This window comes from Streptomyces sp. Inha503, from assembly GCF_047215865.1.
Lineage (GTDB): Bacteria > Actinomycetota > Actinomycetes > Streptomycetales > Streptomycetaceae > Streptomyces > Streptomyces lycopersici.
This window is the reverse complement of the sequence record NZ_CP178360.1, coordinates 2,799,702-2,818,732: the sequence shown is the minus strand read 5'-3', so window position 1 is coordinate 2,818,732 and position 19,031 is coordinate 2,799,702. Positions and strand designations below refer to the sequence as shown.

Annotated in this window: 13 protein-coding genes and 3 pseudogenes; 9 read left to right on the top strand and 7 right to left on the bottom strand. The window is 68.7% G+C overall.

What is annotated here, in order from left to right:
• Nucleotides 1-1,125 precede the first annotated feature (1,125 nt).
• The 3 genes from ACJX2R_RS11430 (at nt 1,126) to ACJX2R_RS11420 (ending at nt 5,132) form a co-directional block, all read left to right on the top strand.
• Nucleotides 1,126-1,491: a DUF4232 domain-containing protein gene (locus ACJX2R_RS11430; protein WP_413099997.1), complete on the top strand. Its 366-nt coding sequence runs from the start codon at nt 1,126-1,128 to the stop codon at nt 1,489-1,491.
• Between the two features lie 175 nt (nt 1,492-1,666).
• The gene (locus tag ACJX2R_RS11425) at nt 1,667-4,573 is read left to right on the top strand and encodes an AfsR/SARP family transcriptional regulator (RefSeq protein WP_413099996.1); all 2,907 of its coding nucleotides are present in this window, start codon (nt 1,667-1,669) and stop codon (nt 4,571-4,573) included.
• Between the two features lie 355 nt (nt 4,574-4,928).
• Nucleotides 4,929-5,132, top strand: coding sequence for a hypothetical protein (locus ACJX2R_RS11420; protein ID WP_413099995.1), 204 nt, complete (start codon nt 4,929-4,931; stop codon nt 5,130-5,132).
• Between the two features lie 382 nt (nt 5,133-5,514).
• Here the strand turns inward: ACJX2R_RS11420 and ACJX2R_RS11415 are convergent, their stop codons facing one another.
• Together ACJX2R_RS11415 and ACJX2R_RS11410 are read right to left on the bottom strand one after the other, a co-directional pair.
• A complete protein-coding gene (locus tag ACJX2R_RS11415; protein WP_413099994.1) occupies nt 5,515-6,150 on the bottom strand; it encodes a GDSL-type esterase/lipase family protein in 636 nt (211 codons plus the stop codon).
• Between the two features lie 492 nt (nt 6,151-6,642).
• A pseudogene (locus ACJX2R_RS11410) lies at nt 6,643-6,873 on the bottom strand (MFS transporter); the annotation flags it as partial.
• A gap of 403 nt (nt 6,874-7,276) precedes the next feature.
• Here ACJX2R_RS11410 and ACJX2R_RS11405 point away from each other — a divergent pair.
• The 5 genes and pseudogenes from ACJX2R_RS11405 to ACJX2R_RS11385 all read left to right on the top strand — a co-directional run.
• Complete coding sequence (locus ACJX2R_RS11405) at nt 7,277-7,960, top strand: DUF3159 domain-containing protein (protein ID WP_413105824.1); 684 nt, start codon at nt 7,277-7,279, stop codon at nt 7,958-7,960.
• A 291-nt stretch (nt 7,961-8,251) separates the two neighbouring features.
• Entirely contained in the window at nt 8,252-9,856 is a 1,605-nt protein-coding gene (locus tag ACJX2R_RS11400; protein ID WP_413099993.1) for an MDR family MFS transporter, read from the top strand.
• Nucleotides 9,857-10,033: 177 nt separating this feature from the next.
• Complete coding sequence (locus tag ACJX2R_RS11395) at nt 10,034-10,663, top strand: TetR/AcrR family transcriptional regulator (protein WP_413099992.1); 630 nt, start codon at nt 10,034-10,036, stop codon at nt 10,661-10,663.
• Nucleotides 10,664-10,722: 59 nt separating this feature from the next.
• Nucleotides 10,723-12,624: an alpha/beta fold hydrolase gene (locus tag ACJX2R_RS11390; RefSeq protein WP_413099991.1), complete on the top strand. Its 1,902-nt coding sequence runs from the start codon at nt 10,723-10,725 to the stop codon at nt 12,622-12,624.
• 399 nt (nt 12,625-13,023) lie between these two features.
• Nucleotides 13,024-13,274 (top strand): annotated as a pseudogene (locus ACJX2R_RS11385) (hypothetical protein); the annotation flags it as partial.
• A 493-nt stretch (nt 13,275-13,767) separates the two neighbouring features.
• Here the strand turns inward: ACJX2R_RS11385 and ACJX2R_RS11380 are convergent.
• From ACJX2R_RS11380 to ACJX2R_RS11360, 5 genes and pseudogenes are all read right to left on the bottom strand, one after another.
• Nucleotides 13,768-15,525: a sulfatase gene (locus tag ACJX2R_RS11380; protein WP_413099990.1), complete on the bottom strand. Its 1,758-nt coding sequence runs from the start codon at nt 15,523-15,525 to the stop codon at nt 13,768-13,770.
• A gap of 866 nt (nt 15,526-16,391) precedes the next feature.
• Nucleotides 16,392-16,556, bottom strand: a complete 165-nt coding sequence (locus tag ACJX2R_RS11375; RefSeq protein ID WP_413099989.1) for a hypothetical protein — start codon at nt 16,554-16,556, stop codon at nt 16,392-16,394.
• 16 nt (nt 16,557-16,572) lie between these two features.
• A pseudogene (locus tag ACJX2R_RS11370) lies at nt 16,573-16,952 on the bottom strand (acyl-CoA dehydrogenase family protein); the annotation flags it as partial.
• A 44-nt stretch (nt 16,953-16,996) separates the two neighbouring features.
• The gene (locus tag ACJX2R_RS11365) at nt 16,997-17,761 is read right to left on the bottom strand and encodes a TIGR03084 family metal-binding protein (protein ID WP_413105823.1); all 765 of its coding nucleotides are present in this window, start codon (nt 17,759-17,761) and stop codon (nt 16,997-16,999) included.
• 99 nt (nt 17,762-17,860) lie between these two features.
• Nucleotides 17,861-18,370, bottom strand: coding sequence for a flavin reductase family protein (locus ACJX2R_RS11360; RefSeq protein WP_413099988.1), 510 nt, complete (start codon nt 18,368-18,370; stop codon nt 17,861-17,863).
• 96 nt (nt 18,371-18,466) lie between these two features.
• Between ACJX2R_RS11360 and ACJX2R_RS11355 the strand changes: the two genes are divergently transcribed.
• Nucleotides 18,467-18,988, top strand: coding sequence for a MarR family winged helix-turn-helix transcriptional regulator (locus tag ACJX2R_RS11355; RefSeq protein WP_413099987.1), 522 nt, complete (start codon nt 18,467-18,469; stop codon nt 18,986-18,988).
• Nucleotides 18,989-19,031: the final 43 nt, after the last annotated feature.

The following is a 19,031-nucleotide window of genomic DNA, read 5'->3' as shown; positions in this document are numbered from 1 at the left end:
GATGGGACAGCCTTGTTGGAACCAGCAGGGTTCTGGACAGAGGTTCTGGCACCACGGCCATCGCGCCGACCTGCGGCGACTACTCGCCCGCGCTCTGATCGTTGATCTTGGTTCCAGAATGCGTGGCCAGGTGACAACCAACGTGTCCCGGCTCAGCAGGGCAGCTTGTTGCCCGACACGCCGGTTCTCCGGCGGAAGCGCGCGAGCCCGCAGCGATCGGCTGCGCTGGAGTTATGAAGGCGTCGTCCGCGGCCTAGGGCTCTTCTGACGGATCTCCGCGGCGTCGCGACGCCCGGCGCGCCGCGACGCGTCGCCGCACCGTGCGAAAGCCCAGGTAGCTCCGCTACGAGGGCCTTCGCGCGGCACGGTCCGGGCAGGATCGGGCAGTCCACCTCGGCGAACCGGGCCCGTAGACGGGTGTTCCCCTTCGTCCTCAGCTCGGGCCCAGGACACACTCCGCCTTGGGCTGACCGCAGTGCCGCCACCCGCGAAGCGGGAGTGTCCGCCGACGGAGACGTGCTCGGTCGCCCAGTCACCGGTCGCGATCACCACCCAGGTCCTCGGACCGTCCGACGCCACTCGGCTGTTCCGTCGGACGCATAGTAGGTCGTCGGGCCGGGACCGCGGGCGTCTGGCACGGCTCTGGGGGATGGCCCGCGTGGGTGAGGGCGTGGGCCGTTCGCGGCCAGGACATCACCCACCGGGAGGTGGCCATAAGGCAGATGAGACTGTCCGGTGCGGCGCGCGGACCCAGGTCCACGGTGCGGAACTCCAGGCCACCTACGCCTCGGCCTCACTCGTTCGCACGCGGTGTGTTTGCGGGACGTGAGTGAGACGTTTCCAGAACGTCAGTGGCCCCGGGAAAATTGGTGTCCACACCGCGAGAGCGGTCAAAGGACCCTCCCGCACGAAACGCAAACGAGAACCCGAGCATGCGCACTTCCCGGATTCGTACCGTCACCCTGGCCGCCGTCACCGCCGCGCCGGCGCTGGGCCTGACCGCCTGCGGCGGTGCCGACGGCGACTCGAAGGCGGCGGGCGGCGATGTCGCCGCTGGTGCCGCGCAGAGCCGGTCGGCGTCCGACGGGGACGACAAGGGCGGCTCGGAGCAGGCCAACAGCGGCGGTGACCAAGGAGGGCGCGCGCTCGACGACCGGCTCGGGCGGGTCGGACGAGGTCGCGAGGAAGGACGCGACGGCCGACGTCCAGCAGTGCCGCGGCGACGGGATTCGGGTGACCGCGGTGCACCGGCTCGCCGGGCAGCAGGGCGACCACCTGCTGATCACCGCGTCGAACGCGGGCGCCGAGCCATGCTGGGTCACCTCGTACCCGGCCGTGAAGCTCGGCGACGACGACTCCGTACTGCCGCACTCGAAGAAGGACAATCCGGGCGGCGACGTATCGGCGTTGGCTGTGCCGCAGGGGCACAGATGTGACTGGTTGGCCGTCGGCGCGTCCGCGTCGGCGCATCAGGACCACAAGGAGCGTTGATCATGGCGTGGAGCGTCCGATGGACCGTCGCGCTCGCCGGCAGGGGCTTGCGGCCGGTGCGGCAGTACCACGAGCCGCGGGACCGCGCCGCGGCCGCGGGCGATGGGCTCATGACAAGCAGCCCGGTCACGGTCGGAGGCACACTGACCGCGCGGGAGAAAGCGCCGGCGGGTCTATGAACGCGGCCTGCGAGAAATCCCTGCGCTTCGCGGTGCTGGGGCCGGTCAGGGCCTGGCTCGGTGAACGTGAACTGGACCTGGGCTCGCCGCAGCAAAGAGTGGTGCTGGCAGTGCTGCTCCTGCGCCGCGGGCGTCCCGTCACGGTCGCCGAGCTCGTCGACGCGGTGTGGGGCGACGAGCCCGCGCCCGCGGCCGTATCCGTGCTGCGCACTTATGCGTCGCGGCTGCGCAAGGTGCTGGAACCGGCGCGTGACGCCGGTGAGCCCCCGCGGGTGGTCGTCTCGGCGGCGGACGGGTATCTGGTCCGTGTCCCGGAACACTCCGTGGACCTGGGCGTGTTCGAGCAGCGGGTCGGCGAGGCGAAGAGGCTGCGCGCCGCGGGTGAGGTGTCGGCCGCCGCGGAGCTGCTGCGCGCCGCGCTCGACGAGTGGGAGGGGACGCCGCTGGCGGGCCTCCCCGGTCCGCTGGCCGAGGCCGAGCGTTCCCGGCTGTCCGAGGAGCGGCTGACCACGCTGGAAGCCCGTCTGGACACCGAGGTCCAGCTCGGGCGCCACAGTGAGGTGATCGCCGAGCTGACCGCGCTGACCGGCGAGCACCCACTGCGGGAGCGGCTGTGCCGGCTTCTCATGCTGGCGCTGTACCGGTCCGGGCGGCAGGCCGAGGCACTGGCGGCCTACCGCAGGACGCGGCGCACCCTGGTGGACGAACTGGGCATCGAACCCGGCGCGCCGCTACAGGAGCTGCACAATCGCATCCTCGAGGCCGACGCGTCACTGGATTCCTCCCCGCCGGAGAGGGGTACCGAGTCGTGGGCGCCACCGGCCGCCGGGCACGGGACCTCCCCGGCACAGCTACCCGCCGATCTGCTTACCTTCACAGGCCGTCACGCCGAACTGCGGCAGGCCGAGGCCCTGTTGTCCGAAAACGGAACGCCTCCGGCCACGGTGCTGATCAGCACGATCGGCGGGATGGCGGGTGTTGGCAAGACCACCCTGGCCGTGCACTGGGCTCACCGGATCGCCCACCGCTACCCCGACGGGCAGCTCTACCTCAACCTGCGCGGTTTCGACCCGACCGGTCCGGCCATGGCACACGGGGAGGCCATCCGCGTCTTCCTCAACGCGCTGGGCGTTCCCTCGCAGCGCATACCCGCATCCCCCGAGGCCCAGGCGGCGCTGTATCGTAGCCTGCTCGCCGACCGGCGGGTGCTGATCCTCCTGGACAATGCCCGCGATATCGAGCAGGTCCGTCCCCTGCTGCCGGGCTCCCCCGGATGCCTGGTCATCGTCACCAGCCGCAACCAGCTCACCGGCCTCATCGTCAAGGAGGGGGCGCGTCCGCTGATGCTGAACCCGCTGACGTCGGCCGAGGCTCATGACTTCCTGGTGCGCCGGGTCGGTACCGCACGGCCGAACGCGGAACCTGAGGCGATGGACGAGATCATCGCGCGCTGCGCCCGGCTGCCGCTGGCCCTCGCCGTCGCCGCAGCTCGTGCCGCCACCCGCCCCGGTTTCCCGCTCGAAGCCATCGCCAAGGAACTGCGCGACGGCCGGGACAGCCTCGACGCCTTCGCCGGAGGCGAGCTCACCGCGGACGTACGAGCCGTCTTCTCCTCCTCGTACGAGGCCCTGTCCGCCCCAGCCGCCCGGCTGTTCCGCCTGCTGGGCCTCCACTCGGGCCCGGACATCTCCCAACCCGCCGCGGCCGCCCTCACCGGACTGCCCCTGGGCGAGACCCGCGACCTGCTCCGGGAACTCACCCGCGCCCACCTGCTCACCGAGCACGCACCGGGCCGCTACACCCTGCACGACCTCCTGCATGTCCACGCCGCGGAACGCGTCGTAGCGGAAGAGACACCGCAGGAGCGGGACCGGGCCACCGAGCGGCTGCTGTGCTGGTACCTGCATACCACCGACGGCGCCTACGCCCACCTCATCCCTCATCGCTGCCGCCGGATCCCCCTCGGAACACCACCCCCCGGCTGCCACCCCCAGGCGTTCACCGCACACGACATGGCCCTCACGTGGTGTGACGTAGAACGCCCCAACCTGGTCGCCGCGGTGCACCAGGCCGCCGCGTCCCGCCCGGACCTCGCCTGGCGACTGGCCGTCACCATGTCGGAGTTCTTCTGGCTCCGCGGCCATCTGCACGACTGGCTCGACACTGCCGGGACCGCACTGGACGCCGTCCGCGCCGCCTACGATCCCGCGGGCGAGGCATCGAGCCACACCGACGTGGGGATCGCCCTGACGATGGTGCGCCGCTTCGACGAGGCCATCGACCATCTCCAAACGGCAACGGCCCTTTGCCGGGAGCTCGGGGAGACGTACGGCGGGTCCGTTGCCCTAAGCGCCCTGGGCAATGCCTACCTTCAGCTCGGCCGACCCGGCAAGGCCACCGAATACTTCCGCCGCGCGCTGGCCCTCGCCCGGGCTCTCCACAACGCCTTGTGGGAGGGCCTCGCCCTGGCCATGCTGGGCGAGGCCTACGAGCGGCTCGGCCGCTTCGACGAGGCCATCGACCACGTGGAGCAGGCGCTGACCGTCCTGCGAGCCAGCGGCAACCGCTGGGGCGAAGGCGTCACACTCGACACCCTCGGCACCATCCACCACCGGCTCCACCGCTACGACGACGCGATCGACGACTACCGCCGGGCGCTCACGGCGTACCGGGCCGGCGGCAACCGCTGGAACGAGGGCGAGACCCTTGGCCACCTCGGCGACGCCCTCCTGGCCGCGGGTGACCCGGAGGCGGCCCGCGCCAGCTGGCGGCAGGCGCTCGCGGTCTTCGAGGAGTTCGACCATCTGGACGCCGAAGAAATCCGGGGGAGACTCCGCCGACTGGACGGACGGGCACCGGACACGGAACGGGACCCCGCCGCCGCTCCCGCGCCCGTCCCGTGACTCCGACCAGCCCGAAGACGAACACGATCCCGGCCGTGACCACGCTGCGCGCATTCCGCGTCCGCTGGACCCGACGCTGACCAAAGAGACAGAACCTAGCAGCCCGAAGCGTCCCGGTTACTTCAGGGACGCCCCGCATGGGCAAGGAGTACGTGCCCTGGCCAGATGTAGGGGTCTCCCGTCACGCGGCGCTCCGGAGCCGAACAGGCCGTGCCGTCAGACGGGTGATGTCGGCCCTGTGGTCCTCTACCTGCTCGTCGAGAAGGTGGTTGTACGTAGCAGGGCTCCCGCCCGTTTGTGAGGGCTGTCGTCGCGCGGCACTTGACGCGAACCCAAGGGCAAGGTCGTCGACCTCATGGCCGCCCTCCAGGACAGCGTGCGCGCCGCCGAGAAGAGCCGCGGCGAGGACACCGGCGACGAGGCTGACGTGCACGAGATCAGCGAGCAACGGGCGGTGCCGAAGAAGAAGGCCGCGAAGAAGACCGCGGCGAAGAAGACGAGCGCCAGCGGGAAGAAAGCAGCGGCGAAGAAGACCTCGAGGAAGCGCCCGGCGTCGTAACCGAGCCCGGGCGGTGGCACGGCCTGGTCACGGCCCGCCGTGACCACCCGCGCGCAGCGCAGTGGCAGCCGGCACGGAAGAAGGCCCGAGTCCCGGCGGCCGGGGTTCGGGCCCTGTCCTGGCGAGGAACGCGTTCAGCTGGCGTTCGGGTCCTGGCCGGCCAGCCGCGTGAGAAGCTGTGTCAGAACCGGTGACTTGTGACGCTCCGTGGTGTGCGCCGATAGTGACGGGGTTCCTTGAATTCAGCCACCCCGTGATCGGCTCCGCCTCAGAGTGGCTCCGCTTCATTCCTCAGTAAAATCGCGAGTGCCCAGGAGCGGAGCTCCACATGTGAGGGACCGCCCGCTAGCCAGCCCCCGCCTGGGGCACTGCGGCCGAGCTGTCATGCGACCAGGCGCAGCCAGGCCGCCGCGAGTGCGGCGTGACCGGCCGGCGTCGGGTGCACGCCGTCCGCAGCCCAGTACTCCGGCCCGGTCGTCGCGGCGAGCTCGGCGAACATGTCGTCGGCGGCGAGCAGATGCGCGCCGTACTTGCGGGCGAGCTTGCGCACGACCTGGATCTTCGGGTCCAGGTCGGTGCGCCATTCCTTTCGCTCGTCGTCTCCGATGAGCGCGTGACCGGCGCCGGCCTTGATGACTCCGTGGATCGGCAGGAGGAACGGCTCGATGAGGATCAGCTTCGTGCCCGCCTCGGTGAGGGGTGCGAGCAGGCGGTCATAGCCCGCTTCGAACTCCTCCGCAGGGATCACGTACCCCTTCGGGTCCAGCGTGTGCCAGCCCATGTCGTTGACACCGACGAGGATCGACACCACGTCCGGGCGTGCGTCGAGTACGTCTGTCTGCCAGCGGGCTTCGAGGTCCATCACCTTGTGGCCCCCGATCCCGGTGTTCAGCCAGGTCACGGGCCGGTCCGGGTGCCTAAGCCCCCATTCGCCCGCGACGCGCAGCGGGTAGCCGAACCCGAGACCGTCTTCGCTCTCCAGTCGTTGGCAGTCGGTGATCGAATCGCCGGTGAACATCACGGTGCTTCCCGGTCGGACAGTGATAGTCATGTGCGCTCCATGAACTCGGCTGAGGAAGAGGACCTCTCGAAAGGTGCCAGACCCCACCGACATCGCACCGACAGTCCCCCGGTATGCCGCCGACACCACGACACCCCCGTGTTGACCTGCGGCACCCGGCTCCACCAACCGGTACACGAGTCACGGAGCGCCACAGATCACCGGTTCTGACACAGCTTCTGAGCAGCTCCACGATCTGCGCCTGGTTCCGGTCCAACTTCTGCCCGAGCTCCTCGGGGCGGCCTTCCAGCCGGTCCACCTTCTGATCGAGCTTCCCGACCTGGAGACGCACCGCCGTCAGGTCGCTCTTGATGATCCCGAACTCGCGGTCGGTCTTCTCCGCGACCTCTTCGAACCGCCGTGTGAGAGCGGCGAGTTCGCTGTGAGCTATGGGGTCCTCCGGCACGCGGGGCGCTCCTGCCAGGCCAGGGATACGAGCAGTCATCACGACTGCACGAGCAGCTTCTTGTCGTAGAGGTCGGAGAGCTTGCCCCAGAGCGGCACGGTCGCCGTCATGGCCAGCAGTTCCCCGGTGATGACCCAGGTGTACGAGGACTGGTCGGCCCCCAGCTCGGCGGTGATCCGCGGGAGCGCGTTGGAGACGATCGTGCCGGCGAGGATCGCGACGAACAGACCGACCAGCAGACCGGACACCGTCTGGAGCACTTGCCGGCGACTCATCGTCCCCGCGGGTGCGTTCACCGGTGTCACCGGCGGTTCCGTGCGCGCCACCCCCCCCAAGCCCGTCCAGCGTTCGAGGACGCTCTCGGCCACGACGTACGTGCGCCGGACCGCGCGCCAGGGTCGGCCACTCGCCGTGGTCGCCCCTGACCCTCAAACGCCGGACGGGCTGCGGTATGTGGACGGGCCGGATGAGTCGGGGCCGTCGGACGGTCGCTCGCCGGGGCCGCCAGCCTCGTATGACCCAGATCACACCTCAAGAGGTAGCCAAGTCTCGTCACTAAATGCCAGAGTGTCATTTAGTGACGACAGCGAGGGTCACGACTCGTCCCCAGACGCACCCGGAGAGTTGATCATCATGAACAGCACCTGGAACTCCCAGCAGACATCGCCCAACCCGCACATGGCCCCCGCGCAAGGGAACCAGGCGGCGGGCCAGACGGCAGACCAGGCGGCGGGGCACCGCAAGAAGCCTTCGGTCCTCGACCAGGCCGGCGGGCCCAGGGGGATGGCGTACTCGGTGCTGCCCGTCGTGACCTTCGTCGTCGCCAACAACGTCCGCGGCCTCAAGGTGGCGATCATCGCCGCCATCGCCATGGCGATAGGCATCGCGATCGAGCGGCTGATGCGCAAGGAGTCACTCCAGCCGGCGCTCGGCGGCGTGTTCGGCGTCGCGGTCGCGGCCGGGGTCACCTGGTACACGGGTTCCGCCAAGGACTTCTTCCTCATCGGCATCTGGGCGAGCCTGGGCGGTGCCCTCCTCTTCCTCGTCTCCGTGCTGGCCCGTTGGCCACTGACCGGTCTGATCTGGAACTCGGCCACCGGCAAGGGCACCGTCTGGCGCGCCGACAGGCTCTCGCGGCTCTACTACGACATCGCCACCCTCCTGCTCACCGCAATCTTCGCCGCCCGGTTCTTCGTTCAGAAGTGGCTGTACGACACCGACCAGGTCGAGTCGCTGGGCTGGGCCAAGATCGCCATGGGCTACCCGCTGCTGGCCGTCGGCCTCCTCGTCGTCGCCTGGGCCGCCCGCGCCTCGGACAAGCGCCTCAAGGCCGTCGGCCTGCTGCCCGCCCGCCACTCCTGACCGGCGCCCCGCCTCCACCGCTCACCCTCCGCGTGCCGGACGGACCGCCCACCGGCCCGTCCGGCACGGCGCATCGCGTCACGGCGGGTGCTCCCCCGAGCGCACCCGCCGAGCCCATCCGATCCCCCTACGGGTCGCACACCAACCGGTGCCGTTTCCGTGCACCGCCCGGGGCCGTTTCCTGCACCCTCCGGTGGCCGCGCCCCCGAGTCCCGAGTCCTGAGAAGGGAAGACGCAGTGAAACCCACGAACGAACCGCCGGTGACACCGGTGAACGCACCCGCGGGGACGATGAGTCGCCGGCAAGTGCTCCAGACGGTGTCCGGTCTGCTGGTCGGCCTGTTCGTCGCGATCCTCGCCGGCACGATCGTCTCCAACGCGCTCCCGCGGATCACCGCCGAGCTGGGGGCCGACCAGTCCTCGTACACCTGGGTCATCACCGGGGAACTGCTGGCCATGACGGCGACCGTGCCGCTCTGGGGCAAGCTCTCCGACCTCTACGACAAGAAGCTGCTCGTGCAGTCGTCCCTGGTCCTGTTCACGGTCGGCTCGCTGCTGGCGGGTTTCTCGCAGGGTGTGGGGCTGCTGATCGTCAGCCGCGTCGTACAGGGCGTCGGCGCGGGCGGGTTGACCACCCTGACGCAGGTCGTGCTGGCGGCGGTGATCCCGCCGCGCGGGCGCGGCAGGTACAACGGCCTCTTCGGCGCCGTCCTCTCCAGCGCCACCGTGGCCGGACCGCTGATCGGCGGGGTGCTGGTGGACACGTCCTGGCTGGGCTGGCGCTGGTGCTTCTTCATCGGCGTGCCCTTCGCCCTGCTGGCGATCGCCCTGTTGCAGCGCACCCTCGACCTGCCGGCCAGCCGCCGCGAGGTGAAGGTCGATTACCTGGGCGCCTTCCTGATCGTGGCGGGCGTGAGCGCGCTGCTCATCTGGGTCTCGCTGGCCGGCAACCGGTTCGACTGGCTGTCCTGGCAGACGGCCGCGCTGACCGGTAGCAGCACCCTGCTGCTGGGTACGGCGCTCCGCGTCGAGGCCCGCGCGCCCGAACCGATCGTCCCGCTGGGCCTCTTCCGCAACCGCACCGTGGCGCTGACCACCGTGGCGTCGCTGCTGGTCGGTGTCGGTCTGTTCGGCGGCACCGTGTTCCTGTCCCAGTTCTTCCAGGTGGCCATGGGCGAGTCCCCGACCGCGGCGGGCCTGATGAGCCTGCCCCTGGTCCTGGGCGTGCTCGTCGCCTCCACCGTCTCCGGGCACCTCGTCAGCGCGACCGGCAGGTGGAAGCGGTACCTCGTCGCGGGCGCCGCCCTGATGACCACCGGCCTCGCGCTGCTGGCCACCATCGACGCCGATACGTCCTTCGGCCTGCTGAGCCTCTGCATGGTCGTCCTCGGGTCCGGCGTCGGCATGCTGACGCAGAACCTGGTGCTCGCCGCACAGAACGACGTACGCGCCGCCGACCTGGGCAGCACGACCTCCGTACTGTCCTTCTTCCGCAGCATGGGCGGCACCGTAGGGACCGCCGTACTCGGAGCGGTCCTCGCCCACCGGGCCGCCGCCGAGCTGGACAGCGGCGGTACGGGAACGGGCGGTACGGGGGCGAGCGGTACGTCCGAGGGTGCCGCCGTCGGACACGGCGTCCCCGACGTGACCGCCCTGCCCGCCCCCGTACGCTCGCTCGTAGAGCACGCGTACGCCTCCGCCACCGCCGAACTCTTCCTCTGGGCAACGCCGTTCGCGCTGCTGGCACTGATCGTCGTCCTGTTCGTCCGCGAGAAGCCGCTCAGGACCACCAACGGCACACAGCAACTCGCGGAGGACACGGCCGTGAGCAGCGGCGGAGACGGTGGCTCCCCGGCCTCCGCCCGCACCGGCGAGCTGGCACGAGACGTCACTTAGTGGCTGTTGTCGTTCCGATGTTTCGGAAACGCAGCCGATCACCCGGAACGTGTTCGGCGGTATCCGCTGCGGTCGGGCCGCTCGCCTAGAGTGTCACTTAGTGATGTATTGTCGTTTGAAGACATGTGTAAGAAAAGAGTCGGCCCAACGGTGACGAACAAGCGCAGTGGGGGAGGGATGAGCGAGCAGCGACGTGCACGGCTGCGCCTTGAGATCTCCAGGGAGGCGGCGCGGCTGTTCTGGGAGCAGGGAGTGGCCGCGACCCGCGGTGATCAGATCGCGGAGGCCGTGGGCCTGTCGACCCGCACCCTCTGGCGGCACTTTCGCAGTAAGGAGAGCTGCGCCGAGCCGATCGTGATGCAGGGCGTCGGCACGCTCCTGAGCATGCTGCACGCCTGGCCACGGGAGGTTTCCCTTACGGAGCATCTGGTGACGGCGCTGACCCGACTCGGTCAAGAGAAGCCGCCCGTCGACCTTGCCGACGAGATGCTCGCGATGAAGATGATCCGTCTCGCCGACACCGAGCCCGCACTGCGCACGGCGTGGCTGATGGCCTGCGACCAGACGGAACGAGAGCTAAGCGCGATCATCAGTGGCCGTCTTGAGCGCCCGGCCGATGATCTGGAGGTGCGGCTGTACGCGGCGTCGGCAGCCTCGGTGGTGCGGATCCTCGACGAGCACATCGGCGCGGCCATCCTCGCCGGTTCCGACCTGACGGAGTTCGAGGACGTGCCGGCCCTCGCCCGGCGTTACGCACAGGCGATCCACACTGCCACCGGCGGAGCCATCGGCGACCCCGTCGCCTGAGACGCCGAGCCTCAAGAACATGCGGGACTGAACCAGACGAAACCCGAAGGAGTCTTCCCATGCCCGCTATTCCACACGAGGTCCCGCACCTCACCGTTGAGGAATTCTTCGGCTCTCCCGTCCGTGCCAGCGCAATGATCTCGCCCGACGGAACCAGGATCGCCTACCTGGCTCCGTGGCGGGAGCGCCTCAACGTATGGGTGGAGAGCGTCGATTCAGACGAGGAAGCGCGCTGCGTCACCGCCGACGACAACCGCAGCGTGCTCCGCTACCACTGGACCGACGTTCCGCGCTGGCTGCTGTACGAGCAGGACGGCGGCGGCGACGAGAACTACCACATCTACCGGGTAGACCTGGACGATCCTGATGCCAAGGCGGTCGACCTCACCCCCTTCCCCGGGGCCAGGGCCGTCGGTTTCGAGACGAGCGTCGCCCGGCCGGGCAAGGCGACCCTGCACCTGAACCACCGCAACCCCCTCGAGTTCGACCTCTACGAACTCGACATCGCCACCGGCGAATTGACAGTGCTGGCGCAGAACCCAGGCCATATCGGCGGTCTGCTGCACACGCCCGACGGCAAGCTGTACGCCCACGGGCTGACAGCCGACGGCGACATCGAGCTGTCGCAGTGGGACCCCGGCGCAGGGACGATGCGGCCGGTCATCACGTTCGACGGCTCCGACTACCCGCTGGACATCCAGCCGTTCCAGCTCACCCCGGACGGCACCGGTGCGTGGATCGGCTCCAGCCGCGACAGTGACCGGACCCGAGTGGTGCGGCTCGACCTGGCCACCGGCGCGGAGACCGAGGTCGACAGCCATCCGCTCTTCGACCTCGACCCGCGTTCCGCGGTCTTCCCCACGCTGCCCTCGCCGCTCATCTGCGACCGGCGCACCGGGGAGCTGATGGGGGTGCGCTACCTCGGAGAGCGGCAGGTGATCCGGCCCCTGGACCCCGACTTCGCAGCGGTCCTGGAGAACCTGGAGAAGCTGTCCCACGGCGACCTGCTGGCCCTGTCGTCGGACGTGAGCGGGCAGCGGTGGGTCGTCAGCTTCAACCACGACCGCGACCCCGGTGTCACCTACCTCTACGACCACACCACCAGGCAGAGCCGTATGCTCTTCAGGCCCTACCCGCATCTGGACCCCGAAGTCCTCGCCCCCATGACACCGGTCACGATCCCCGCGCGCGACGGACTGGAGCTTCCCTCCTACCTGACGCTGCCCGTGGGGGCGCGGCCCGCGCGGCTGCCTCTGATCCTGCTCGTCCACGGCGGGCCCTGGCACCGGGACAGCTGGGGGTTCGATCCCAGCGCCCAGCTCCTCGCCAACCGCGGGTACGCGGTGCTACAGGTCAACTTCCGCGGCTCGACCGGTTACGGCAAGGCGTTCCTCAAGGCGGGCATCGGGGAGTTGAGCGGCGCGATGCACGACGACCTCATCGACGCCGTCCACTGGGCCGTCGAGCAGGGATACGCGGACCCGGACCGCGTCGCGATCTTCGGCGGCTCGTACGGCGGCTACGCCACCCTGGTCGGCGTCTCCTTCACCCCCGGCGTCTTCGCCGCCGCGATCGACTTCTGCGGCCCCTCCAACCTCGTCACCTATCTGCGGAACGTACCGGAGTTCGTCAAGCCCTACCTGGTCAACAACTGGTACCTGTACGCCGGGAACCCCGATGACCCCGAGCAGGAGGCGGACCTGTGGGCCCGTTCACCCCTCAGCCGGGTCGACGACATCCGCACGCCGCTGATGGTGGTCCAGGGCGCCAACGACCCCCGTGTCGTCAAGGCCGAGTCCGACCAGATCGTCGACACGCTGCGCGCCCGCGGCCTCGAAGTCGAGTACATGGTCAAGGAGAACGAAGGCCACGGCTTCGTGAACCCGGAGAACAACATCGACATGTACCGCGCGGCAGACCATTTCCTCGCCCGGCACCTGGGCGGACCGGGCAGCAGCTAGCCCGACCGGCACGCCCTGATGAGGCCAGGAGAACAAGAGAACGCTCCGGAATGCACGACCCGAAGGGAGACCGGCATATGTCCGCACAGTGGGAGTACAAGGTGCTGACCTACAAGCTCACGATGAAGGGATTCTGTCCTGTCTCATTAGATCTTGCAGAAGTTGGGTTGCTGACCTGAGGGGGGACAGGTTGGGCAGTCGGCGTCTGGTCCGTGACTACGAACGACGCACCGACACCAGCGAGAGCGTCATCGTGTGGTCGATGACCATGCTCATGAGCCGCCGCTTGGCCGCCCAGCGCCAACATCGTCTTGCACCACCGCCGCCCGCCGGGGCAGCAAAAGTGACACAAGAGGTTCGGAAAGAGAACGACCTCTAAGACGCTCAGGTGGGTGCCAAAACGCACGGATCCGCAAGGCTGTCAGGGGGCCCGCGGTCACTTCCCTTCGGAGAGCACTACGCTGACGTGCGTCTCTATGGCGCTGACGCGCCTGGACCCGACAAGTCGCCGCCGCTGGACGACGCGCTGGAAGGCGCAGCTGAAAGCCCTTCAGATCGCCGGTCTAGGGACAGGGCACCTCCACCAGCAGCAACTGACACCTCAACAACCAAGATCAGCCATTGACTGGACAGGCCCGGAGAACATGTGAACCGGCACTTGGTGGGGCCGTTGTGCGAGGGAGAGTGCGGAGAAAACCGCGCGCGGCGCTGGAGGTGTATTCGGAATATCAGCAGCAGTTGCGGGGGTGGCCCGAGATGCCTCCTGGAGGGATGCAGGTTGCGTTGCACCCGGAGTCGTTTGGGTAGGGAGGGGCCGGAGGCTGTCGTGGTGCAGCTGGATGGGTGATCTTCCGCCCGTACGCCATGAAGGCAGGGCCTCCTGGTAGCTCGGGGGTGCGACCCCCTTCCGAGCGGTTCCCGGAGGCCCTGTTGCCGTTGTTGTACGCGTCCGAGCCGTTCACTTCAACTGCCCCGCCGAGTCGTGCGATCGCCTCACGGACGCGTACGGCAAGGCGGCCGATCATCCCGATCGGGTGCCCCCGGTATCCGTCGGACATGACGGACGCAGAGCCAGGCGAGGGCACTTTCTCCGCGCACTACCGGGCTGCGTGCCAGGATCTGGCGTCGCGGGAGAACGGCGGCTCACCCGGGCTCGGGAGGCTGGGGTATTTCCTCCCGGCACTCCTCGCCCACACACCCTTGCAGCTTGTCCAGCCGCTGGTCGAGGAATGCGCGGACCTTCTTGTAGCGCGGATCGTTGTGGCGTGAGGTCAATTCGTGCGGATCGGTAGCCAGGTCGTACAGTTCCCGGCCGCCGGCGTTGTAGCGGACGTAGAGGTAGTCGCCGATGCGGATGGCCTCGTACGCCGCGGAAAGTTCTTCCCCTTTGCCGACCTTCCGCTTCTTCCCCGGCGACTGAGGGGTGGGCGAGGCGGGGCCATCCATGTCGAGGTCCCCGGCAGCCGCGGCCCGCCCCGCGGAGACGTCGTCGTTCGGCGGCCCCCCGGCCGGCGGCTTGCCGGGGCCCGGGGGAGTCACCGGTGTGCGGCGGGCACCTTCCGCGATCTCCTGAAGCACCGGCCTGCCGCTGCTCTTGCGGGGATCACGCCCGTACGGCAGGAGCGACCGTCCGTCGAGTGCGAGGTCCGGGTCCGCGCCGCCGATGTCCGAGATGGTGGCGGCCAGATCGACGTTGCTGGTGAGTTCCTTCGAGTGCTGCCCCGCGGCGATGCCGGGGCCGCGCAGCAGCATCGGCACCTGTCCCGACGCGCCGTGCGGAAGGAACTTTCCCGTGGGCACGCGGTGCTCGCCGAAGAAGAATCCGTTGTCGGCGGCGAACAGCACATAGGTGTTGTCCAGTTGACCAGTGGACTTCAGCGTGCTCATCAGCTTCGCCACGGCCTCGTCGACGGCCAGCAGCGATTCCAGCCGTCCCCGGTAGCTCTCGGTGATGCGCTCTGTGGTCTCGCTGTCCAGATTCGGGCGCCGCTGGAGGAACAGTGGCTTGTCCCGCATGTCACTCTCGTTGTACGCGGGGTTCTCGGGCAGCCTCGCGTTGGCGAACGTGCCCTTGTGGCGAGGCGCCGGACGGGGGGCTGCCCCGACGCCCGGATGCGGGGGCGGCCCGGATTCCGGGGTGTCGCCCGAGTTCACCTTCTCCTCATTCGGGAGGATCTCGCTGTGCGGTGCGAGAAAGGCGAGACTGAGGAAGAAGGGCTTGTCCCCTTCGGCCTTGCGTTTGATGAAGTCGACGCCTTTGTCGCGGTACACATCGGTCTGGTAGAGCTTCGGGTCCTCCTCGCTGGGCTTCCCGTACGTGTGCAGCTTCCCGTTCTCGTTGAGCTGGTAGCCCCACATCCTGTACGTGGTCGGATCGATCGCGCCGCGCCACTCGTCCCAGCCGGGCGGCACGTGCTTCGGGTCCTTTACGCCGTAACCGTTGGGGTACTTGCCAATGTGCGAGGTGACATAGCCGGCCTTCTGCATCCACACCGGCAGCGTCTTCTTCTCGTTGAGCTTGTCGTAGCCGCCCCGCGGGGCGGAGTTGTGCCGTACGCCGTTGTTGTGGGCGAACTGCCCGCTCAGATAGGTCGACCGTGAGGGACAGCACAGAGGTGACGACGGGTGGTAGCGGTCAAAGGTGACGCCTTCGCCGCCCAGTAGCTTCCGGGTTTCGGACATGACTCTCATCGACTCGAGCCACTGGTCGTCGGTCATCACCATCAGCACGTTGGGCCGCTTCTTCTCGGCCTTCGGTTCGTCCTGGACACTGACGCACCCCGTGGCGGCCGGCAGCAGCAGAAGAAGCAGGCCGAGCACGGTGGTTGGTACGGAGACTACCGAGTGTCGGCGCCTTCCCGTCGTCCCCCTCTCGGTCTTCTCGGTGATCGTGGCTTTCATGGGTCCGGTATCCAAAACACCCGTCCGTGGAGATAGGCCCGATCGGGCAGGTCGTGTGCCCTTCACGGGAAACCGCCGTTAAGTTCACGAAGGTAGATGCGAGTCCCGTAGTGGGTGTTCACGGGCCCGCGAACGGTCCCGGGGCCCGCGTCACCGGCCTGTGTCCTGCCTGGTGAAGGGAAGCGAGGCCCGGGGGAGGTCTCCTCCGCGTGCAGTTTTCGTCGATCGCTACCACGGGGCGAGCGCGGACTCGGTTCAACACTCTTCGGGAACATGAGTGGGCGCGATGGCGCCGGACGGGATCGGCTGAACGGTGGGCGGGGGCTTCCGCGGTGACCGTCTGAGCCGCGACCGGTGAAGCCCGTGGCCCGGTCGCGGCGAGCGGCTGGTGCGCGCGGTGACGCCGGCGCGCAGGCCCTGATGCCTCCTCGGCGGGGTCACCGGTGTCTCGCGGTCCGCTGAACCGCTCAGGCCCTCTCTCCGTTGCGGCTCGTGATGACGACGATCACTGTTCTGACGCCCGTGCACGAGGGCGGGTACGCCCACCTGCGCGAACTGTACGAGTGCCTCTCCTGGCAGAAGCTCCCCGCCGACTGGCGGCTCGAGTGGGTGGTGCGGGAGACGGGCGGACGGGTAAGCCGCTGGACGCCGTCCCGGACGCACTGTGGGCTACGGCTGGACGGTTGCCCCGTGCCTGGATCTTCACGCCGACGGCCGCTTGGAGCCGGGCCCGTACGACCCCCGACCCGGGCCGCTGCCGGAGCGGGCGCTCCTGGACGGTGCCAAGCGCGGTGAACTGCCGGTGATGGGCACCACGCTCACCGCCCGTACGGAGCTGGTGCGTGTGCTCCCAACTCGCAGACGTGTCAACGGTGCCCGATTCGTCCGTCACCCTTTCCGGTAGACCTGCGGCGCAGTGCAGAGATCTCGTGAGCCCCTTGGTGTCTGCCGGTAGATAGGGCACTCCCGGGGCGTGAGCGCCGTAGCCGGCAGCCGCCGTTGTAGTGCGTGCCGTCGAGGATGGCGTACATCCCCTCCGGCTGGTCCCCGGTCGACGGGGATGCGGACGTTGTCGAGGTAGACCTCGCGGGTGGGGGAGCCCTTGATACCGAGCTTCTTCTCCCGGCACCGAAGGAGACGCCCTCGTCCGACTTCTCGACGACGAACGCCGATATGCCCTTGCTGCGTTTCTCGGGTTCGGTCACCGCCGCCACCGTGTGGTACTCGCTCACGCCCGCGTCGGGCGATCACCGTGGCGAGCGCGTCGGCGCCCGCGCCGCCGTACTCCTCGGGCACGTGGACCGCGTGCGGATCACTGGCGACGAGGGCTTCCATCGCCTCCTGCGGGAAGCGGGCCTCCTCGTGCGCCGCGCGGCGTACGGCGCGATCTTCGCTGCGGCCGGCGAACGGACGATGTCGCGGAGCATGTCGTGCTCCGCGATCGGGCGGCACAGGTCAAGTCCGACACAAACTAATCCACTTCGCTCGGCTGCCGTCCAGGGCCGGGCGGGCCCGCGAAACATTGGGCGATGGCGAGCCATTGCTCGGCGGCTTCGCCTTGGCAGGTCAGGGCCACATCGAGCCGGTGCCTGCGCTGGGTGACCACCAGGGCGAAGTCGAGTGCGTCGCCGGTAACGAAGGTGTGGGCGTCTTCCGGGCCGCGGGCCCATGGCTGGCCGCTGGGCAAACGCAGCTCGACGCGCGGTGGCGATGCTGGCACGGCCAAGCCGCGGTTGGCGAAGCTGAATTCGAAGGTGACGAAGCCGAGGTGGCAAACGTGCCGGATCCGGTCGGTGGGTCGAGGGACGATCTTCAGGGCCTCGGCGACATCTTGGCCGTGGGCCCAGTATTCCATCAGGCGAGCTGTGGCCAGCGTCGCCGGGCTCATCCGCGGCCCGAACCAGGGAACCTTCTCATCCCGACGCGTGGACTGAAATGCCCTCAGCAGTGCCGCGAAGGCGTCAGTCCATTCCTGCCGCAGTTGCTCCACCGGGAGGTCTTGGCGGGTCGCGATGTGGCTTTCGAGGAGTTCGGCCAGGCCATCGTCCGTAGCGGGACGGGCGCGCTGGAATTCACCGGGAGCGGCTATCGCTTCCTTGGCCACAAGGTCGCAACCGATCAGGTGCGACACGCTCGCTCCGATGTCCCAGCCGGCGGCCGGAGTTGGCTGCCGTAGGTCTGTCCCCGGTGTGATGAGTGCTTGCAGCGAGTTGAACTCTGCCGTGAGATCGTCGATCAGCTCGCCCGGAACTCCGCAGTCCCTGTCGATGGCCCTTCTCCTGTCAGTGTTCTGAGGCCCCTCCTTGTGAGGCCTCCTGTGGATCCGGCGCTCCGATCAGGCGGATGTGAGGTGGTTGTAGCGGCTTCGGAAGAACAGTAGGGGGGACGCCGTGGTGTCGGCGTCGAGGTCGTCGACACGTCCGATGACGATGTGGTGGTCACCCGCGTCGTGCACGGCTTCGATCGTGCAGCCGATCCAGGCGACCCCGCCGTCGATGACCGGGTCTCCGTTCGGTCCGGGCCGCCAGGTCACGTCGGCGAACTTGTCGCCTCCCGACACCGATAGAGCACGGCAGATCCGCTCCTGGTCGGTGGCGAGGATGTTCACGCAGAAGGTGCCGCGCTCGGCGATGACCGGGAATGTCGACGACGTCTTGCCGGGCAGGAACGCCACGAGGGGAGGGGTGAGTGAGACCGAGGTGAAGGACGCGACGGTCATACCCACTGGCCTGTCCTGCGCATCGCGCGAGGTGATGGCGGTGATGCCGCTGGGGAAGTGCCCGAGGACGGCCCGGAAACGCGCAGCGTCGGGGCCCGAGCACGGAGAGTCCACTGATGTAAGCATGCTGATACTGTACAAGCATGCTTAGATGTACGCAAGCATGCTTAGGTGTGTGCAAGCATGCTGATGTTCTGGTCCCGCAGGTCGTATGCTGCACGGGTGACAAGCCCACTGCCCTACATCAACCCGTTCGACGACGGACGCTCGCCGACCGAGGTCACCGCCGGCATGGACGAAGCGTCCTCGATGATCGATGCCGCCTTCCGGCTGGAGCGGGCGGTCACCAGGATCGGGAACACGCGACTGCGTCCCTGGAATATGACGCTGTCCAGTTACACCGCCCTGCGGATCCTGGCCCATCAGCCCCATCTCACCCTCGCTCAGCTGTCACGCCGCTGCTACGCGCGGCCACAGACCATGACGCGGATCGTCACCCAACTGGAGAACCGCGGTTTCGTGGCCCGCGACGCACATCCCGAGAGCGAACGGGCGCTCTCGCTCCAGGTCACCGAGGCAGGCTTGGCCGCCTTGGGTGAGATGAGCGAGGAGGTCCTCAAGATCAGTGACACGCTGAACGACACGCTCGGGCGGGATGACATCGTTGCCACCGACCGCCGCCTGCGACAGGCCGCGCTCGTGGTGGAGAACGAACTTCGGGACATGGGCCGCCGCGGGGATTAGCCGCGCCGATGTGACCCAAGCAGCTCACGTGCTCGTTCCGCGG